15 protein-coding genes are annotated in these 16181 nt (G+C 69.0%); 11 read left to right on the top strand and 4 right to left on the bottom strand.

Annotation, left to right across the window (positions count from 1 at the left end; genetic code table 11):
* Nucleotides 1-46 precede the first annotated feature (46 nt).
* Nucleotides 47-1624: an MFS transporter gene (locus ABZ893_RS29070; protein ID WP_361409355.1), complete on the bottom strand. Its 1578-nt coding sequence runs from the start codon at nt 1622-1624 to the stop codon at nt 47-49.
* A 130-nt stretch (nt 1625-1754) separates the two neighbouring features.
* Here ABZ893_RS29070 and ABZ893_RS29065 point away from each other — a divergent pair, with 130 nt between their 5' ends.
* The 6 genes from ABZ893_RS29065 to ABZ893_RS29040 all read left to right on the top strand — a co-directional run bounded on the left by ABZ893_RS29065 (nt 1755) and on the right by ABZ893_RS29040 (nt 7351).
* On the top strand, nt 1755-2066 hold the full coding sequence (locus ABZ893_RS29065; RefSeq protein ID WP_361409352.1) for a helix-turn-helix transcriptional regulator: 312 nt from the start codon (nt 1755-1757) through the stop codon (nt 2064-2066).
* 270 nt (nt 2067-2336) lie between these two features.
* A complete protein-coding gene (locus ABZ893_RS29060; RefSeq protein ID WP_361409349.1) occupies nt 2337-3269 on the top strand; it encodes a ricin-type beta-trefoil lectin domain protein in 933 nt (310 codons plus the stop codon).
* Nucleotides 3270-3545: 276 nt separating this feature from the next.
* Nucleotides 3546-4784 carry a hypothetical protein gene (locus ABZ893_RS29055; RefSeq protein ID WP_361409346.1) on the top strand — a complete coding sequence of 413 codons (1239 nt, stop codon included), beginning with the start codon at nt 3546-3548 and terminating at the stop codon, nt 4782-4784.
* A 152-nt stretch (nt 4785-4936) separates the two neighbouring features.
* On the top strand, nt 4937-5500 hold the full coding sequence (locus tag ABZ893_RS29050; RefSeq protein ID WP_361409343.1) for a dihydrofolate reductase family protein: 564 nt from the start codon (nt 4937-4939) through the stop codon (nt 5498-5500).
* A gap of 154 nt (nt 5501-5654) precedes the next feature.
* Nucleotides 5655-6749: a hypothetical protein gene (locus ABZ893_RS29045; RefSeq protein ID WP_361409713.1), complete on the top strand. Its 1095-nt coding sequence runs from the start codon at nt 5655-5657 to the stop codon at nt 6747-6749.
* A 59-nt stretch (nt 6750-6808) separates the two neighbouring features.
* On the top strand, nt 6809-7351 hold the full coding sequence (locus tag ABZ893_RS29040; protein WP_361409340.1) for a GNAT family protein: 543 nt from the start codon (nt 6809-6811) through the stop codon (nt 7349-7351).
* A gap of 69 nt (nt 7352-7420) precedes the next feature.
* Here the strand turns inward: ABZ893_RS29040 and ABZ893_RS29035 are convergent, their stop codons facing one another.
* A complete protein-coding gene (locus ABZ893_RS29035) occupies nt 7421-8257 on the bottom strand; it encodes an endonuclease/exonuclease/phosphatase family protein (protein ID WP_361409337.1) in 837 nt (278 codons plus the stop codon).
* Nucleotides 8258-8515: 258 nt separating this feature from the next.
* Here ABZ893_RS29035 and ABZ893_RS29030 point away from each other — a divergent pair, with 258 nt between their 5' ends.
* The 5 genes from ABZ893_RS29030 to ABZ893_RS29010 all read left to right on the top strand — a co-directional run bounded on the left by ABZ893_RS29030 (nt 8516) and on the right by ABZ893_RS29010 (nt 14798).
* Nucleotides 8516-9748 (top strand): ROK family protein, encoded by a 1233-nt coding sequence (locus ABZ893_RS29030; protein ID WP_361409334.1) that lies wholly within the window; start codon nt 8516-8518, stop codon nt 9746-9748.
* Nucleotides 9749-9795: 47 nt separating this feature from the next.
* A complete protein-coding gene (locus ABZ893_RS29025; protein ID WP_361409331.1) occupies nt 9796-11169 on the top strand; it encodes an extracellular solute-binding protein in 1374 nt (457 codons plus the stop codon).
* Nucleotides 11156-12148 carry a sugar ABC transporter permease gene (locus ABZ893_RS29020; protein WP_361409328.1) on the top strand — a complete coding sequence of 331 codons (993 nt, stop codon included), beginning with the start codon at nt 11156-11158 and terminating at the stop codon, nt 12146-12148. Before ABZ893_RS29025 ends, ABZ893_RS29020 begins: the two co-directional genes overlap by 14 nt.
* A gap of 92 nt (nt 12149-12240) precedes the next feature.
* Complete coding sequence (locus ABZ893_RS29015; protein ID WP_361409325.1) at nt 12241-13038, top strand: carbohydrate ABC transporter permease; 798 nt, start codon at nt 12241-12243, stop codon at nt 13036-13038.
* Nucleotides 13039-13046: 8 nt separating this feature from the next.
* Entirely contained in the window at nt 13047-14798 is a 1752-nt protein-coding gene (locus ABZ893_RS29010; RefSeq protein WP_361409322.1) for a beta-N-acetylhexosaminidase, read from the top strand.
* Here ABZ893_RS29010 and ABZ893_RS29005 read toward each other — a convergent pair.
* Nucleotides 14770-15141 carry a hypothetical protein gene (locus tag ABZ893_RS29005; RefSeq protein ID WP_361409319.1) on the bottom strand — a complete coding sequence of 124 codons (372 nt, stop codon included), beginning with the start codon at nt 15139-15141 and terminating at the stop codon, nt 14770-14772. The genes ABZ893_RS29010 and ABZ893_RS29005 overlap by 29 nt on opposite strands.
* 187 nt (nt 15142-15328) lie before the next feature.
* Complete coding sequence (locus ABZ893_RS29000) at nt 15329-15778, bottom strand: hypothetical protein (protein ID WP_361409316.1); 450 nt, start codon at nt 15776-15778, stop codon at nt 15329-15331.
* Nucleotides 15779-16181 lie beyond the last annotated feature (403 nt).

Below are 16181 nucleotides of genomic sequence, written 5' to 3'. Positions count from 1 at the left end.
AATGCCGAATGCCAAATGCCGAATGCCGGCGGGGGCAGACGCCCTGTCAGTGGTGGGACAGGGCGCGCTTGTCGGCGGCGCTGCCACGTAGAAGGGTGGCGATCACGACGCACAGTACGAGGCAGACCGCGGCCAGTCCCCACAGGACGGCGTGGAACGCGGAGTCGTAGGACTGGGCCAGGAAGCGGGTGAAAGCCCCGGCGTTGGTTGCACCGGACAGTTCGGTGGCGCGGGTGAGGTCGCTGCCTGCCGCCTGGTCAGTGACCCGGTCGGCGTGCGAGGCGCCGTGGTGGCCGCCGATGCCGTCCTCGATCCGGTTGCCGAGCGCGGTCGCGAGGGTGGACCCGTACACCGCCACGGCGACGGCCTCGCTGCCGAGCCGCAGCGTGTTGAGGAAGCCCGCCGCCATGCCTGCCTTGGCCGGATCGATCAGCTCCAGGGCTTGCCCGTCCACGAGTCCCGCCGACAGACCCATACCGGCTCCCGTCACGAGCATCGGCAGGGCGACGACCAGGATCTTGACGTCCGGGGAGAAGAGCATGAGCGCCAGGTCGCCGACGACCAGGCAGGCGAGGCTGAAGTAGATGAGGGCGAGCGGGGTGATCCCGCGGCCGACCAGCTTTGCGGCGAGCATCGGGCACACGAGTACGGGTGCCGTGAGCAGCAGCATGATCAGGCCCGCCGCCCCGGTGCCACGTCCGGTGACCGCGGTCAGGTAGCTCGGCAGGTAGGTGAGCATGGTGACGAAGCCGAAGGACGCGGCGACCGGCACCAGGCACAGGCCGACGAACCGTCGGTTGCGCAGCACGCTCAGGTCCAGCATCGGGTGTTCCCGACGGTTTTCGACGACGGCGAAGACAGCGAGGACGACGAACGCCCCCGCGAACAGTCCGAGGTCGCCGGCACTGCTCCATCCCCACTGCGATCCCTGCACGATGGCGGTGGTCAGCAGCACCATGGCGATCACGAACAGCGCGCTGCCCAGTACGTCGATACGCGCGCCGCTGCCGCCGTCGGCCGGCATGGCCTTGGCGATGGCGGGGACCGCGAGCAGTACGAGGATCAGGGCGACGGCGTGTACGGCGAACACCCAGCGCCAGCCGAGGCCCTCGACGAGCGCGCCGGCCAGCGAGGGGCCTATCGCCACGCCGACGCCCGCGACGGTGCCGAACAGTGCGAACGCCTTCGCGCGCGCCAGGCCGTCGAACACCGTCGACAGGATCGCCGAGCCGCAGGAGAAGATCGCCGCGCCACCTATTCCGGCGAGCGCGCGTGCGGCGTCCAGCCACAGCACGTTGGTGGCGACCGCGCTTGCCAGCGAGGCCACGGAGTAGACGGCGGCACCGGCCGCGAAGGCTTTGACCCGTCCGACGATGTCGGCGACGGAGCCCCAGGCGAGAGTGAAGCAGGCGAAGGCGACGTTGAAGCCGTTCACCACCCATTGCAGGGGGACGAGGCCGGCGTGGGTGTCGGCGCCGATGCCGGGCAGCGCGACGGCCGTGCCAGAGATCGACATCGGTACGACGAACACCGCGAGGAGTACGGCGGCCAGGGCCAGGGAGCGGCCGGGCCGCAGTTGCGCGTCCATCGGTGGTGCGGCCGGCGACGTGGTCTGCGTACTCATGAGGGCACAACTCCAGGTTCGGTCCAGCCGCTTGTGCAGCCAGGTACGAATTTGATCGAACCTCAAGGTGACATAGAAGAAGGTACGATGCAATCCGTACCTGATGAGGATGACGCGAAGGAGGGCGATCATGCCCGACGAAGACGGTCACCCCTCGCTCGAGGAGATGGACCTGCGGACCGTGCTGAGCGCGCTGTCCGACCCGCTGCGCTACGGCATCGTGGCCGCCCTGCTTCGCGAACCGGAAGGCACGGCGCGCACATGCGCCTCCTTTGATCTCCCGGTCTCGAAGTCGACGACGACCCACCACTTCAAGACCCTGCGCGAGGCGGGCCTGGTCCGGCAGGTGAACCGCGGCAACAGCAGAGCCGCCACCCTGCGCCGAACAGAACTGAACCAGCGGTTCCCCGGCCTGCTGGACCTGATCGACGGCAACCCCTGACAGACCTCACACGCCACGTCGATACGGCAGCACATCTCCAGGTGCACGGGGCGCGCATCGAACCTTGAGTGGCCTGGCCGGCGGCTTCCCGTTCACCGTTCAGCCTGACGTGTGGTCGTGATCGTCCGAAGGGGTGGCCAGGTTCTGAGTGTGTGCATTCTTGTGCACGGCCGCAGCGAAGATGATCACAGCCTCTCCGGGCGCGGACTGCGACCGTACGGCCATCGGCCGGGCAGAGGCACTCCATCCTTGAGTGAAAGCAGCTCTGCGATGTCCTCTTCACGTCTCCGGCTCACTCAGGCGGCCGGCGTCGCCGCCACCACGTTCGCCCTGGCTTGCACCGCGATTACCACCGCTTCGGCTGCCGACGTCCCCAAGACGGTGGACATCGACCGCGGCGCGACCGCCGAGGTCCCCTTCACCTACCAGAACACCGGTGGCGACAACATCATCGCCCCAGCCGGTGCCTCCGTGGTCTTCACCGCGCCCGAGCACACCACGTTCGCCGAGCAGACCACCGTGCCGAGCCTCTACAGCGCCAACGGGCAGAGCTGGGGCTACACCAACGTGGGCCTGCGCAACTGCCGGCGCAGCGACAGCGACCGCACCCTGACCTGCGACGCCTACAGCAAGGACGGGGGCAACAGCCTCTGGAACATCTACACTTATCGACAGTTCCGCCCCAAGGTCACCGTCGACGTCGACGCCCCCTTCGGCAAACTCCCCGCGGGCAGCGGGACCTTCAACTTCCGCCACCCGCAAGGCGCCCGCTACAGCCCCAAGGGCACGCTGAACGTCAACGTCCCGGTCCCCGTCATGTGCCTGGTGGCACCGAAGGACGCCAAGCTGCACGACCCGGTGCGGATCTGGAAGTGCAGCGACATCGACAAGGCGGAGTACGCCTCGGAGTGGCGCTACGCCAACAATCGCCTGGAGTCCACGGACAGTACGTCCTCCGAGGGCATCAAGTGCGCGTACAACTGGCCCACTCAGCGGGACCAGGTGCAGATGTGGATGTGCCAGAGCGACACCCGCGTGGACTGGACCCGTCAGGGCTCCCAGTTCGTGCACAACGACACCGGCAAGTGCCTGGACGCCGGCAGCGGTCGCAGGAACGGGGACATCGTCACGCTGCAGCCGTGTGTCAGCGGCGACCCCAACCAGCAGTTCACCTGGTCGGGCAGCACGCTCGTGGTGCGATGACCGCGCGCTGAGCCGACGCTCGGGGCGCACACGCGGCGTCCGGGCCACCCAGCCGCCCTGCCCCAGGGCAGGGCGGCTGGGTGCGCGACATCGCACGGCAATGGGCTCCCGGCAGGTGGGGGTGAACAGCTTGGCGAAATAGGGTTGTTGCCGACGACGCTGAGGATGGGTACGGAATCGACGGGCGGCGGCGGTGTACGTCACCGGGGCTGCCCGTACACGGAAGCAGGGTGGAATCGGCCTCGAGTGGTGCGGGCCTACGGGGGGGAGACGGGCATGACGACGACCGGGTCACCGGACGAGAGAGCGGAGCCGCCGCAGCCGGGCGGAGCCGACGGTGCTCTCGCGGAGCCGCAGCCGGATGGCGCCGACGGTGCTCTCGCGGATCCGCAGCGGGGCGGCGCCGACGGCGGCCTCGCCGAGCCGGCCGCACAACCGGCCGGGCAGAGCGGGGACTTGGGCGGCGGGCAGTCGGCCGTGGCCCCGCGGCCCCCGCGAAACAGCGACGCCGACGAGGGCGACGGACGACCTCGCGAGAGCTTCGCGTCGATCGTCGGCGAGACACTCGGCCTGGCGCCCGGTTCTTCGCGGCGGCGACGAGTGGTGACCTTGCTGGTGATGCTGTCGATCGCCTTCGTGGCCGTCTTCCGGGACACGCTGACCGACTACCTCATGATCAAACCCAGTGTGGCCAGGGAGAACGACTCCAACACGGAGTACGACGCCGACAAAGTGCCGTTCACGGTGTCCGTGCGGCCCGTGGAGGACGAGCCCGAGACATGGTCGATGGTTCTCGATCGGACGCTGACTCCCGACGAGATGCGGAAGTTGGTGGACCTCGGCGAACGCGCGGCCTCCTTCTCCTACCTGAAGAAACTGGGCGGCCGCCCGCTCGCGGACGAGGCCACGCTGGAGGATGCTCCCGAGCGGTACAAGGAGCAGCTGAGCTCGCGAACCATCGGAAGGTTCTCCGACGCGTTCCTGATGAACGTGATGAGCACCCGGTCCACCTCGGTGGTCATCAACCGCTGGAAGGTCACCGACGTCGCCTGCCGCAAGAGCACCGGGCGCACCGTCGTCATGCTTCCGGAGCAGGGCGGAGCGTCCTACGAAGGTATCCAGCTCCACATTCCGCCCTTCGCCGGCGAACCAGTGCTGGCCGATGAGACCAAGGGACAGGGCCAGTCATACTTCGGCACCCATGTCATCGAGGTAGGAGGCGGCCAGCCCTCGGGCAGCTTCAAGGTGCAGGCGATCGCGCCAAGGGGCAAGTCGTGCACGTGGGGCATCAAGCTCCGCTACACCGACTCGTACCAGACCACGCGGTGGGTCCAGCTGAAGGACGGCAAGGGCAAGCCCCTGCGCATACGCACCGAATCCGTCCCCATGGACGCGCAGCAGTGGTGGGTTTTCATTGTCGACCCGTGGAGACTGTGTGAGCAGTCGAAGTCGCACAGATGCGTCATCAAGTCGGGCGAACGGGCTGAAGGTAGCGCCGGCGCTCCGGGACAGTAGCGTCGGGCTTCGGAAAGTCGCTGAGCTTCTCAACGGATGATCTCGTGCGGCGTCTAGGCACAGGGCACCGGGGGGGGGCACCCCGCGCGTCGCACGAGTCCGGCCGGGGCCCGCGGTCGTACGGTCGATCCCGTTACCGAGGAGGGCTTCTGATGCGCAGCGTGACGTATTCGATGAACGTCTCACTTGACGGTTACATCACCGGGCCGGACGGCGGCATCGACTGGTCGGTGCCCGACGCGGATGTCTTCCGCTTCTGGATCGACGAGATCCGGGGGGTCAGCGTCCACCTGATGGGACGTCGGCTCTACGAGACGATGCTGTACTGGGAGACCGCCGACCAGGATCCCTCGCTCGACGACGACCAGCGCGAGTGGATCGCGCTCTGGAATCCGCTGCCCAAGGTGGTGTTCTCCAGGACCCTGTCGGAGGTTCAGGGCCATGCCCGCCTGGCCTCGGGCAGCGTGGCGGAGGAGATCGCGCGGCTGCGGGCCGAGCCGGGGGAGGGCGAGATCGCGATCGGCGGTGCGACGCTCGCCGCCGAGGCGGCCGCGTCGGGTCTGATCGACGAGTACCGGGCCATGGTTCACCCGGTGCTGGTGGGTGGCGGCATTCCGTTCTTCCCGCAGCAGGAGCGCCGGGTGGATCTCGAACTCGTCGAGACCCGCACTTTCGGTTCGCGGGTCGTCTACGTCGGCTACCGCGTGAAGCGGTGACCGCACCTAGCCACACCCCACCCATCGACAGTCGAGCGTGAGCCCGCCCTGACCACAGTGACGGTCCTGGAGCCCAGCCGTGCTGTGTGATCATGCAGGCCAGAAGACCGGTCCTGGGAGGGGCCGGGTGGGCCAGGAGAGGGTGGGACCCGTTGTGGGGCAGGGTGAGGAGTCCATACCGGACGCGGAGTGGGAGAAGTTCCTTCGCGAGGCCGAGGCCGGGACTCAGGGGGCGCCCAAGGAGCCGTCGGCGCGGGCCCGGATGGTGACGCGGCGGCTGCAGGAGGAGAGCGCGCGGCCGGAACCATGGCGAGGCCATCAACCGCCCCGGCGGCGAAAGGGCAAGGTCTGGTACGTGGTCGGCCTGCTGGTTGCGGCCGCCCTGGTGGTCGTGGCGCTGGCTCCGGGGCGGGTGGCTGGATGGTTCACGGGCGGCGGCGACGCAAGTGTGCCGCTTGCTGCGGAGACGAGACGTCCGACGCAACCGCCGTCGGCGGAAGGCGCATCCCTCGCCCCCACTGTGGCGCGCCCGTTCAGAGGCTCACCGGCGGTGCGGTGGGCTGATGGGGCGGCGGGGATCAACCTTCCTGAGGCGCGGGCGACCGGCTGGATGAGTAAGGCGGAGGTCACGCGGGCGCTGGAGAAGAGCCGGGACTTCCTCGCCGCGTCCAATCTGGATCCGGGTGTGCTGCGCGGCGAGCGGCCGGGGAATGCGATCGCGGCCGTCAATCCTCATCAAAGCGACGTCCAGAAGTACCTGACCACCGCGTTCCGAGAGCCCAGCGAAGAGGATGATCCGCTGCGACTGTTCAGCCGGTTCGACACGGCGAACGTCCGGCTCGTCGGGGACGTGGTGAAGACGCGAGGACGGATCACGTACCGGGAAGGTGCGCGTGGTGCGGTCGAGGTGAGCGCCGACGTCACGTACGTGTATCCGGTCGTCCGCGCCGAGGCGGGGAGCGACGAGGTCGTGCGGACCATCGTGCGCCGTGAGGTCGTGATGAGCTGGGACGATCCGGCGAAGATCGTCATCGAGCCGGGTACGTTCTCCCTCGTCTCCTACAAGACGGACACCACCAATGGTGGCTGCGGCCCGTTCACCGGCTACCTGACTCCCAAGTTCGGCGCCGAACGTGCCTCGGAGCGGGGAGAGGGCCCAGGCGTGGACCCGTACGACCGGAGTACGTCGATGGAAAAGCGTATGCGGAAGGCCGGTGATGCCGGGTGCGGGTGGGCCACTCGGTCGTAAGGGCCGGGTGAGCGGTCACCGTTGAGGAACGTTGGGCGGGGTGCGATAGGTTCCCCGCCATGACTGAACTGGGTTCTGTCGCTTGGCCGCCCGTCCCGATACGGACTGAACGGCTGGTGCTTCGCGAGCCGTTGGCCCGGGACCGTGCCGCGTTCATCGAGCTGCTGGCATCGCCGGAGGTGCACACCTACCTCGGCGGCGCCCGGCCGCGTGACGAGCTTGAGCGCGAGATGCCGGGGGTGCCCGAGCAGTGGCCGGGGAGTTTCGTCGTTGATCTCGACGGGGCGATGATCGGCCAGATCCTGATCAGGAGGGCGACGGAGCACCGCCGCCCGGCTGCCGCGGGCAAGGCCGATCTCGGCTACCTGTTCCTGCCGCGAGCGTGGGGATTCGGGTATGCCGCCGAGGCGTGCGCGGCGGCACTCGATTGGTTCGACGCCGTCCTTCCCGGCGAGCCGGTGGTGCTCACTACCCAGACCGCCAACGCCAACTCGATGCGCCTCGCAGCAAAGTTGGGGTTCACCGAGGTGGAGCGGTTCCGGGCGTGGGACGCCGAGCAGTGGCTCGGCCTGCGGCGGTCCCCGGTCGCGCCGTCCGCCTAGGCGCTGCCAGGCGGCGCGACGCGGGGCCCCAAGCCGCGCCGCGCCCCGCGCCACCCGGTCCTCGTACCGTTACGGCAACCTCAACTCCGCCCGCACCGGCCGATGGTCGGACGCCGTCGCGTTCAGGACCTGCGCGGCGCGGGCCTGAATACCGGGTGAGGTGAGCACGTAGTCGATGCGCTCCGTCGGGTTCACCGCGTCGAACGTGAAGCCGTCGCCCTTGCCCACCGCCGGCCATGTGTCCTTGAGGCGTGAGGTGAGTGTGCCGACCTCGGGGGTGTCCGGCGTCGCGTTGAGGTCGCCGACGAGGACCGTGGGGCGAGTGGACGAGGCGACGATCTTGTCGATCTCCTTGACCTGGGACAGCCGTTCGGCCTGGGACGTGTGCTCCAAGTGCGTGTTGAGGAACCGGAGTTCGGTGCCGCGCACCATGACGTCCGCCTCCAGGAGGCCGCGCTGCTCGCCCGTCGCCGAGCGCGGCAGCAGCGTGTTGTGCGTCTCCAGGATCGGGTAGCGGGACAGGATCGCGGTGCCGTACTGGCGACGGGGGTCGCCGGGCTTCAACGGGTCCTCGTCGAGGTTCGCGGCGTAGGCGACATGTAGGTCCAGGCGGTCGGCGAGCCACTGCGCCTGGTCGACGAAGTCGCTGCGGGAGGACCAGTGCCGGTCCACCTCCTGAAGGCCTATCACCTCGGCGCCGGAGTCCCGGATCACGTCCGCCGTCCGCGCCAGGCCGAGGTTGTCGTCCGGGTCCGCGCCGTGATGGATGTTGAACGTCAGGACCGTCACATCACGGTTCGGCACCGCCGCTCCCGACGTCGGGGCGACACCGACGCCTGTCAGCGCCACCGCCAGGAACACCGCGCATCTGCCCCAGACGCGGGACACACGAGATCTACGAGCCACAGCACACCCTCCGAATCAAACAGAACCCAAGAGACCGAACACGTTTGACGGGGAGTCATTGAACACAATCACGCTCGGTCAAACACTCGATCAGCGTCTTGTCCGTAGATGTTCCGTTCGTTCCAGGTGCCCCGCCCTCGAATCCGGATCAGCGGCGGATCCGTACGCGCACACCTCTTGACGGCACCGGCCGCAGCCCTCGACGCTATCCAAACTCCTTTAACTAAAGGGTATTTACTTAGTCGGAGGCATCCCCCTGTGACCGAGCTGTCCCCGCAGCCGGAACCGTTCCCGCACCCGGACCCGCACCCGTCCCCGCAGCCGGAACCGTTCCCGTCCTCGGAGCGGCCCCCGTCCGCGCCGCACGGCATCCCGCGTCGCCGGCCGGCCGAGCGGACCAAGGCGAGCGCCGCCGACAGCCGGGTCCACAACCGCACGCTCGTCCTGTCGACGCTCTACCACCAGGGCGCGATGAGCCGGTCCGAGATCGCCCGCGCCGTGGGACTGACCGCGCCCACCGTGTCCGCCCTGGTCGCCGACCTCGAAGGCGACGGGCTCCTCGCCGACATCGGCCCCCGCAAGGGCAACCGGCTGGGCAAGCCCGCGAACCTGATGGCGATCGACGACGACGCGGCCCACGTCCTGGCGCTCGACCTGTCCAACGTCGGCCAGTTCGAAGGCGCCGTCCTCAATCTGCGCGGCAAGGTCGTCGCACGGGCCCGCACGTCCTACGCGGACGCCGTCGGGGAGGACGCCGCCGCGCGCGTGACCCAACTGGTGGCCGAACTGGCGGAGTTGGCGCCCGGTCGCGTGCTCGGCATCGGCGTAGCCTCGCCCGGCATCGTCGGCGACGACGGCGTGATACACCTCGCCGGACACCTCGGCTGGCGCGAACTGCCCCTGGCCGCCCGGCTCTCCGAGCGTTTCGGGGTCCCCGTCCACGTTGGCAACGATGTCAACGTCGCCGCCCTCGCCGTACTGCACTTCCGCGAGGCCAAGACGCAGAACCTCATGGTGATCACCATCGAGCACGGTGTGGGCGCGGGCCTCGTGGTGGGCGGCGAACTGGTCGAGGGCGAGCAGTTCGCCGCCGGCGAGATCGGGCATGTGACCGTGTTCGAGGACGGCGAGCCGTGCGCCTGCGGCCACCGCGGCTGCCTGGAACCCCTCATCGACGCGGCCGAGTTGCGCGTACGCCTCACTGGTCGGGATGCGGCAGGGCGGGCCGACGTGCTCGCCGCCGCCGGCCGGGCGCTGGGCACCGTACTCGCCCCGATCAGCAGCGTCCTCAACCTCAACGAGATCGTCCTGCTCGGCCCGCCGGACCTCGTCGAGGGCCCCTTCGTGGAGTCCGCCGCCGCGACCGTCCGGGCCCGTACCTTCGCGCCGATCAGTGCCGCGCTCACCATGCGGTCGCTGGCCGGCGACTCCGATCTGATCCTGCTCGGCGCCGCCTGCCTCGTCCTCTCGGGCGAGCTGGGCGTGTGGTGACACCGCGACATCGCGACACCCCGTCCCGACACATCCCAGGAGTTTCCATGACTCGTACGACATGCATGACTCGCGCCTCCCGCAGACAGCGTGGGCGGATACCGTTCGTCGGCCTCGCCGCGCTCGTGGTGGCCGTCTCGCTCGGGGCGAGCGCCTGTTCCGGATCGGCCGGGCGGGACGCGGGCGGCGACGGCAAGCAGCGCGCTGTCCCCGTCGTGAAGGCCGAGGGCAAGACGCTCACCGTGTGGGTGATGGACGGGGACTACTCCGAGGCCACCCGCAAGGCGATGAAGGATCAGTTCACCCGGCAGACCGGCGCCGACGTGAAGATCGAGGTCCAGAACTGGGACGGCATCACCACGAAGATCACCACCGCGCTCGCCACGTCGACGCCCCCGGACGTCATCGACATCGGCAACACGCAGGTGGCCAGCTTCGCCGCGAGCGGCGGCCTGATGGATCTCTCCCCGTACGCCAAGGACCTGCGGCAGGGACAGACCTGGCTCGGCGGCCTGGAGGAGCCGGCGACGGTGGACGGCAAGCTGTACGCCGCGCCGTCCTTCGCGGGCGCCCGCGCGGTCATCTACAACAAGAAGATCTGGGACGCGGCCGGGGTCAAGTCCGTGCCGACCACGTACGACGAGCTGACGAAGGACCTGCGCCAGGTCCGCAAGGCGCACCCCGCGAAGGAGTTCTCGCCCTTCTATCTGCCCGGCCGGTACTGGCACACGGGGATGCAGTTCGTGTGGGACGCGGGCGGTGACATCGCCGCGAAGCAGGGCTCGAAGTGGAAGGGGACGCTGGGCGACACCGCGGCGCAGAAGGGTCTGGCCGAGTACAAGGCCTTCCAGAACGAGTTCTCCGCGCCGTCCACGCGCACCATCGACACGCTGAACCCCGACCAGACCCGGGTCTTCGCCGACGGCAAGGCCTCGGCGATCAGCATGACGAACGTGACGATCGAGCTCATCAAGAAGGCCAACCCGGCCATCAAGGACTCCGACCTCGGCACCTTCCCGTTCCCCGGCAAGTCGGGCAAGGCCCAGCCCGTCATGCTCGGCGGCTCCGACTGGGGCATCGCCGCCAAGAGCACGCACCAGGACCTCGCCCTCCAGTGGGTCAAGATCGCCACGGATCCGGCGGTGCAGACCAAGTGGGTCGCGGGCAAGGACGGCTGGATCCCGAACAGCGAAGGCGCGGTCAAGACGGCCGGGCAGAAGGTCAGTCCGCTGTTGCGTCCCTTCTTCGACGCCGCGCTGCGCTCGAAGGCCACGCCGGCCTCGGCCGACTGGGCCCAGCTCGAGGGCAACAAGGACATCGACAAGGTCTTCTCCTCCATCGCCTCCGGTTCGAGTACGCCGAAGCAGGCGGCGGACACCTTCGACGCGACGGCCGGCAAGGTGCTCAATGCCGGGAACTGACCAGGCGGTCGGCGGGCACCACGCGGTGCCCGCCGCACCCCGGCGGGCGGTGACCGGTCCGCCCGGCAAGACACGCAGGTCCGTACAGGGCCGTGGGCCCCTGGTGGCGTGGGCGCTGCTGACACCCGCGGGCCTGGTCATGCTCGCCGTGACCGTCGCGCCGATCGCCTTCCTCGTCTACGCGTCGTTCACGGACTACGACCAACGCTCCCTGTTCACCGGCGCGTTCGACGTCGTCGGCGTCCGTCAGTACACGGACCTGCTGGCCGACACCGAGTTCTGGCGCTCGCTGGTGCGCACGGTCGTCTTCACGGCGGCCATGGTGGCGGGCAGCGTCGCGATCGGCGCGGGCGTGGCCCAACTCCTGACGCGCCTCGGATCGGCGCTGCGCATGACGGTCACGGTCGTACTGATCCTCGCGTGGGCCATGCCGACGGTCGCCTCGTCCATGGTGTGGAAGTGGCTGTTCCAGCCCGGGTACGGGGTGGTCAACTGGCTGCTCACACAGCTCGGCCTGTTCGGCGACATGACCGACACGGACTGGTCGAACAGCGCCCCGCTCGCGTACACCTCGATCTGGCTGCTGATCGTCTGGCAGGCGGTGCCCTTCATCGCGCTCACGCTGTACGCGGCCCTGATCCAGATGCCGGCCGAACTCCAGGAGGCCGCCCGGATCGACGGGGCGAGCGAGTGGCGCGTGTGGTGGTCGGTGACGCTGCCGTTCCTGCGGCCGACGCTGACGCTCATCACGCTGATGTCGGTGATCTGGGACTTCAACGTCTTCAACCAGATCTGGCTCGTCTCGGCGGGCGGCCCCGACTCGGCGACGACCACGCTCGGCGTCTTCGCCTACCGCACCGCGTTCGTCGCGTTCCGCGTCGGCCAGGGCGCGGCCCTGTCCGTCATCACGACGGTACTGCTGCTCGCGATCACCGCGCTCTACGTCCGGCGGCTGCTGCGGTCCGGGGAGGACCTGTGACGACTGGGACGACTGTGACGACTGCGACGACTGCGACGACGGCCAGGGTCCGGCGGGGCCGAGGCCGAGGCAGGGGCCGGATCGGCAGCAACGTGCTGGCGATCGTGTTCTGTCTCGTGTGGCTGTTCCCGGTGTACTGGATGATCAACACCGCGTTCAAGCCGCGCTCCGAGGCGCTGACGGCGACCCCGCGCTTCTGGCCGAGCGCGCCGACCCTGCACAACTTCGACGTCGCGCTGAACCGTACGGGCTTCTGGACGAACCTGACGAACAGTCTGCTCGTCGTCAGCCTGACCGTGGTGATCTCCATTGTGCTCGGCATGTTCGCCGCGGCCGCCATGACCCGGTTCCGCTTCAGCGGCCGGCGCACGGTGATGGTGGCCATCCTCGTCGCCCAGATGCTGCCGGGCACGGCGCTGCTCGTGCCGACGTTCCTCGTCTTCAACGAGGCCGGGCTGCTCGGCACGTACACCGGTCTGGTCCTCGCGTACCTCGCGCTCGTGCTGCCGTTCTCGATCTGGGTGATGCGCGGGTTCTTCCTGACCGTGCCGGTCGAGGTGGAGGAGGCGGCACGTATCGACGGTGCGTCGACCTGGCAGGTGCTGTGGCGGATCCTGTTTCCGCTGGTGCTGCCGGGCGTGATCGCGTCGAGCGTGTTCGCGTTCATCGCGGCCTGGAACGACTACCTCATCGCGTACACGTTCATGAAGGAGCAGAGCCACTACACCCTGCCGGTGTGGCTGGCGTCCTTCACGAACCCGGCCACGGGCACCGACTACAGCGCGCAGATGGCCGGGTCGGTCGTCTTCTCCCTGCCCGTGGTCGTGTTCTTCCTGCTCATCCAGCGCAAGCTCGTCTCCGGCATGTCGGCCGGAGCGGTGAAGGGATGATCCACCCAATGCTCCTGCCCCGTCCCACGTCGGTCCGTCACGGTGACGGCTCGTTCCTGCTCGACGACACGACGGCGCTGGTCGCCGCGCCAGAGGTGCGCGCCGAGGCCCGCTGGTTGCAGTCGGCGCTGCGGCCGGCCACCGGCCTCGACCTCCCGCTCGTAGAGGGTGGGGGCCGCGCCGTCGAGCTGTGCCTCGATGATGGGCTCGGCCCGGAGGCGTACCGGCTCGACGCCACGCCACAGGGGGTGGTTGTGACGGGCGGCGACCGGGCCGGTGTCTTCTACGGCTGCCAGACGTTGCTGCAGCTGCTGCCCGCTGAGGTGTTCCGGCGGGCGGAGGTGCCCGGGGTGCGGTGGGCCGTGCCGGAGGTCGCGGTGACCGACGCGCCGCGGTTCGCCTGGCGCGGCACGATGCTGGACGTGGCACGGCACTTCATGCCCAAGCACGACGTACTTCGCTTCATCGACCTGATGGCGATGCACCGGCTCAACACCCTGCACCTGCATCTCACCGACGACCAGGGCTGGCGCGTGGAGATCCTGCGCTACCCGCGGCTTACGGAGATCGGCGCGGGCCGGCGCGAGTCGCAGCGCGGCGCCGACCCCGACGCGCCGGGCGACGGCCGGCCGCACGGCGGCTTCTACACCCAGGACGACATCCGCGAGATCGTGGCGTACGCGGCCCGGCGGCACATCACGGTCGTGCCCGAGATCGACGTACCGGGGCATTCTCAGGCAGCGATCGCCGCATACCCCGAACTCGGTGTCGGGGGCGGCCCGGCCGAGGTGTGGACCCGCTGGGGCGTCAACCCGCGCGTCCTCAACATGGAAGACTCCACCGTCGCCTTCTACCGGGGCGTACTCGACGAGATCATGGACCTGTTCCCGGGCCCGGTCGTCGGCGTGGGCGGCGACGAGTGCCCCACCACCGAGTGGCACGAGGATCCGCGCACGCAGCGACTCATGCGCGAGCGCGGACTGCGGTACGAGCATGAGCTGCGGTCGTGGTTCGTGCGGCAGCTCGGCGCGCACGTGACCGCGCGCGGGCGGCGGCTGCTCGGCTGGGACGAACTGCTTGAGGACGATGTGCCGCCGGGCACGGTCGTCGCGTCGTGGCGTGGCATGACGGGCGCAGTGACGGCGGCCCGGAGGGGCCTGCACGTCGTCTCCTGCCCGGACGACCAGGTGTATCTCGACTACCGGCAGTCCGACGGCCCGGACGAGCCGATCCCGGTGTCGATCCCGATCACGGTGGAGAAGGCGTACGCGTTCGATCCCGTGCCGGCCGGGTTGACGCCGGACGAGGGCGCCCATGTGCTGGGCGGCCAGGCCAACATCTGGACCGAGCACATGGATTCGCCGCGCACTGTGGACTACTTCGCTTTTCCGCGCCTGTGCGCGGTCGCGGAGGCGCTGTGGTCGACGGGGGAGCGCCGGTACGAGGAGTTCCGGCCGCGCCTCGACCACCATCTGGCCCGCCTGGACGCCGTCGGCGTCGAGTACCGCCGGGCGGCGGGCCCGCACCTGTGGCAGACCCGCCCGGGCATCCAGGGCCGCCCGTCGACGGAGGCGGACCGGGAGGCGTTCATCGAGATGCTGGTGGCGGGGATCAAGGACGCGGCCACGGAGTCGGAGCTGGACCCGGAACCGGAGCTGGACCCGGCCTCGGATCCGGACCCGGCCTCGGACCCGACGTCGGACCCGGCCGCGCAGCAGACTTCGGAGCCGGTCAGCCGGCCGAGCGGATCCGGTAACTGACCGCGAGGTAGGGGAAGTTGCCCTGCCCGAGAGTGCCGGTGCGGAAGTAAAGGTCGCCCGTCCGGCCAGGGGCGCCGGTCACGCAGTCCGCGTTGAAGAAGACGTCGACGGCCTGGTTCGAGGCGGCGAAGAAGGAGCGGGCCGGGGTGGTGAGTTCCTGGCACACCCCGACCTTCTCCAGGTCGAGCGGGACGGCCGTCCCAGTCCGGCCGGCGCCGGTGTAGAAGGTGACGCTGCCGAGAGGGGCGGCCTGCGCCTGGCTTGCCCCGGCAAGGCACAGGGCCGCTGCGGCGGTGGCGATGGCGGCTCGGGTGATACGGCGGTGGTTGGTCTTCGTCTTCATACTGGTTACTTGACTCCTCATCAAATGGGTCGGCCCGCCAGCTGGACGTCCGGGACAGCCCGAGCCACATTGCTTGGCCATTCAACGAGGAGGAAGAGGTATTCCGGTCAGGAGTGTTCACCTGAGATCAGATTCTGGCCGGTGAGCGTTTTCTGTGCCTGTGTGTCCGTGTGCCGGTGGGCGCGAATCACGACGCGTCGGGGGCGATCGCGGCGGTCAACGCCAGCAGGGCGTCATCGTATTGGTGACGTTCGAACTGGAACGGGCCGAATGCCGTGTAATCGCGGGTCTCGCGATGGGGTTGCTCGAAGGAGTCCCAAATCACGAGGTCGGCTGTCGTAGAGATGCGGGCCATGAGAGGCCAGCATCCCCACTCGCCGCATTCACAACCGAGAACGGGTGTCTTCGGCCCCATCGCATTGGCGGACCTTCCGTGGAAGTGGTCCTGCATCGGGCCGAACCGGTAGAACCCCGGGATAAGACCACCGTAGGCGTCGCCTGCGGGCCGCATCCCGGAGGCGATCTCGAAGCTGTCGATCAACTCGGTGAGTGGTGCTCCGTCGATGAAGGGACGGACGACGAGCGCGCCGCCATCACCACGTTGCTGGCAGTCGAACCGGATCTCATTGCTGGGCATCCGCTGATTGTCTCAGCGCAGAGTTGGCGGCTGCGAGCCTCCGGCCCGGAACAGTGTGGGTGTCAGTGCCTGCACGTACGGTCTGCCCATGGATGGTCCCCTTTGTAGGAGCACGGGCATGAGCGAAACGGTGCCGAGCATGAGGAAGGGATGTGCGACAGGCGTGGGGCCGCGTCACAAGGTGGCTAGAAACTCTTGGCGGCCCAGACAGCCCGAAAGCCATCAGTGACGCTGAACAACGCATGGGCGTGAAGCTGCCGAAGGAGCTGTGGCAGTGGCTTTTGGCGAACGATGTCTGCGCTGGGAGGCGGGCCAATGCCGGCGCGTGGCCGAACCCGGCATCCCGGAGAACCTCTGAGCTTCCGCGGAGGGCATTCATGGCTTCACGGAGCCGGTCGCACGG

The organism is Streptomyces sp. NPDC046821 (assembly GCF_040645335.1).
Classification (GTDB): Bacteria; Actinomycetota; Actinomycetes; order Streptomycetales; family Streptomycetaceae; genus Streptomyces.
This window is presented reverse-complemented; position numbering and strand designations above follow the sequence as displayed.

Coding starts and splice junctions, on each gene's coding strand:
- ABZ893_RS29070 (WP_361409355.1), bottom strand. CDS start 1,624: ATGAGTACGCAGACCACGTCGCCGGCCGCACCACCGATGGACGCGCAA.
- ABZ893_RS29065 (WP_361409352.1), top strand. CDS start 1,755: ATGCCCGACGAAGACGGTCACCCCTCGCTCGAGGAGATGGACCTGCGG.
- ABZ893_RS29060 (WP_361409349.1), top strand. CDS start 2,337: ATGTCCTCTTCACGTCTCCGGCTCACTCAGGCGGCCGGCGTCGCCGCC.
- ABZ893_RS29055 (WP_361409346.1), top strand. CDS start 3,546: ATGACGACGACCGGGTCACCGGACGAGAGAGCGGAGCCGCCGCAGCCG.
- ABZ893_RS29050 (WP_361409343.1), top strand. CDS start 4,937: ATGCGCAGCGTGACGTATTCGATGAACGTCTCACTTGACGGTTACATC.
- ABZ893_RS29040 (WP_361409340.1), top strand. CDS start 6,809: ATGACTGAACTGGGTTCTGTCGCTTGGCCGCCCGTCCCGATACGGACT.
- ABZ893_RS29025 (WP_361409331.1), top strand. CDS start 9,796: ATGACTCGTACGACATGCATGACTCGCGCCTCCCGCAGACAGCGTGGG.
- ABZ893_RS29020 (WP_361409328.1), top strand. CDS start 11,156: ATGCCGGGAACTGACCAGGCGGTCGGCGGGCACCACGCGGTGCCCGCC.
- ABZ893_RS29010 (WP_361409322.1), top strand. CDS start 13,047: ATGCTCCTGCCCCGTCCCACGTCGGTCCGTCACGGTGACGGCTCGTTC.
- ABZ893_RS29005 (WP_361409319.1), bottom strand. CDS start 15,141: ATGAAGACGAAGACCAACCACCGCCGTATCACCCGAGCCGCCATCGCC.
- ABZ893_RS29000 (WP_361409316.1), bottom strand. CDS start 15,778: ATGCCCAGCAATGAGATCCGGTTCGACTGCCAGCAACGTGGTGATGGC.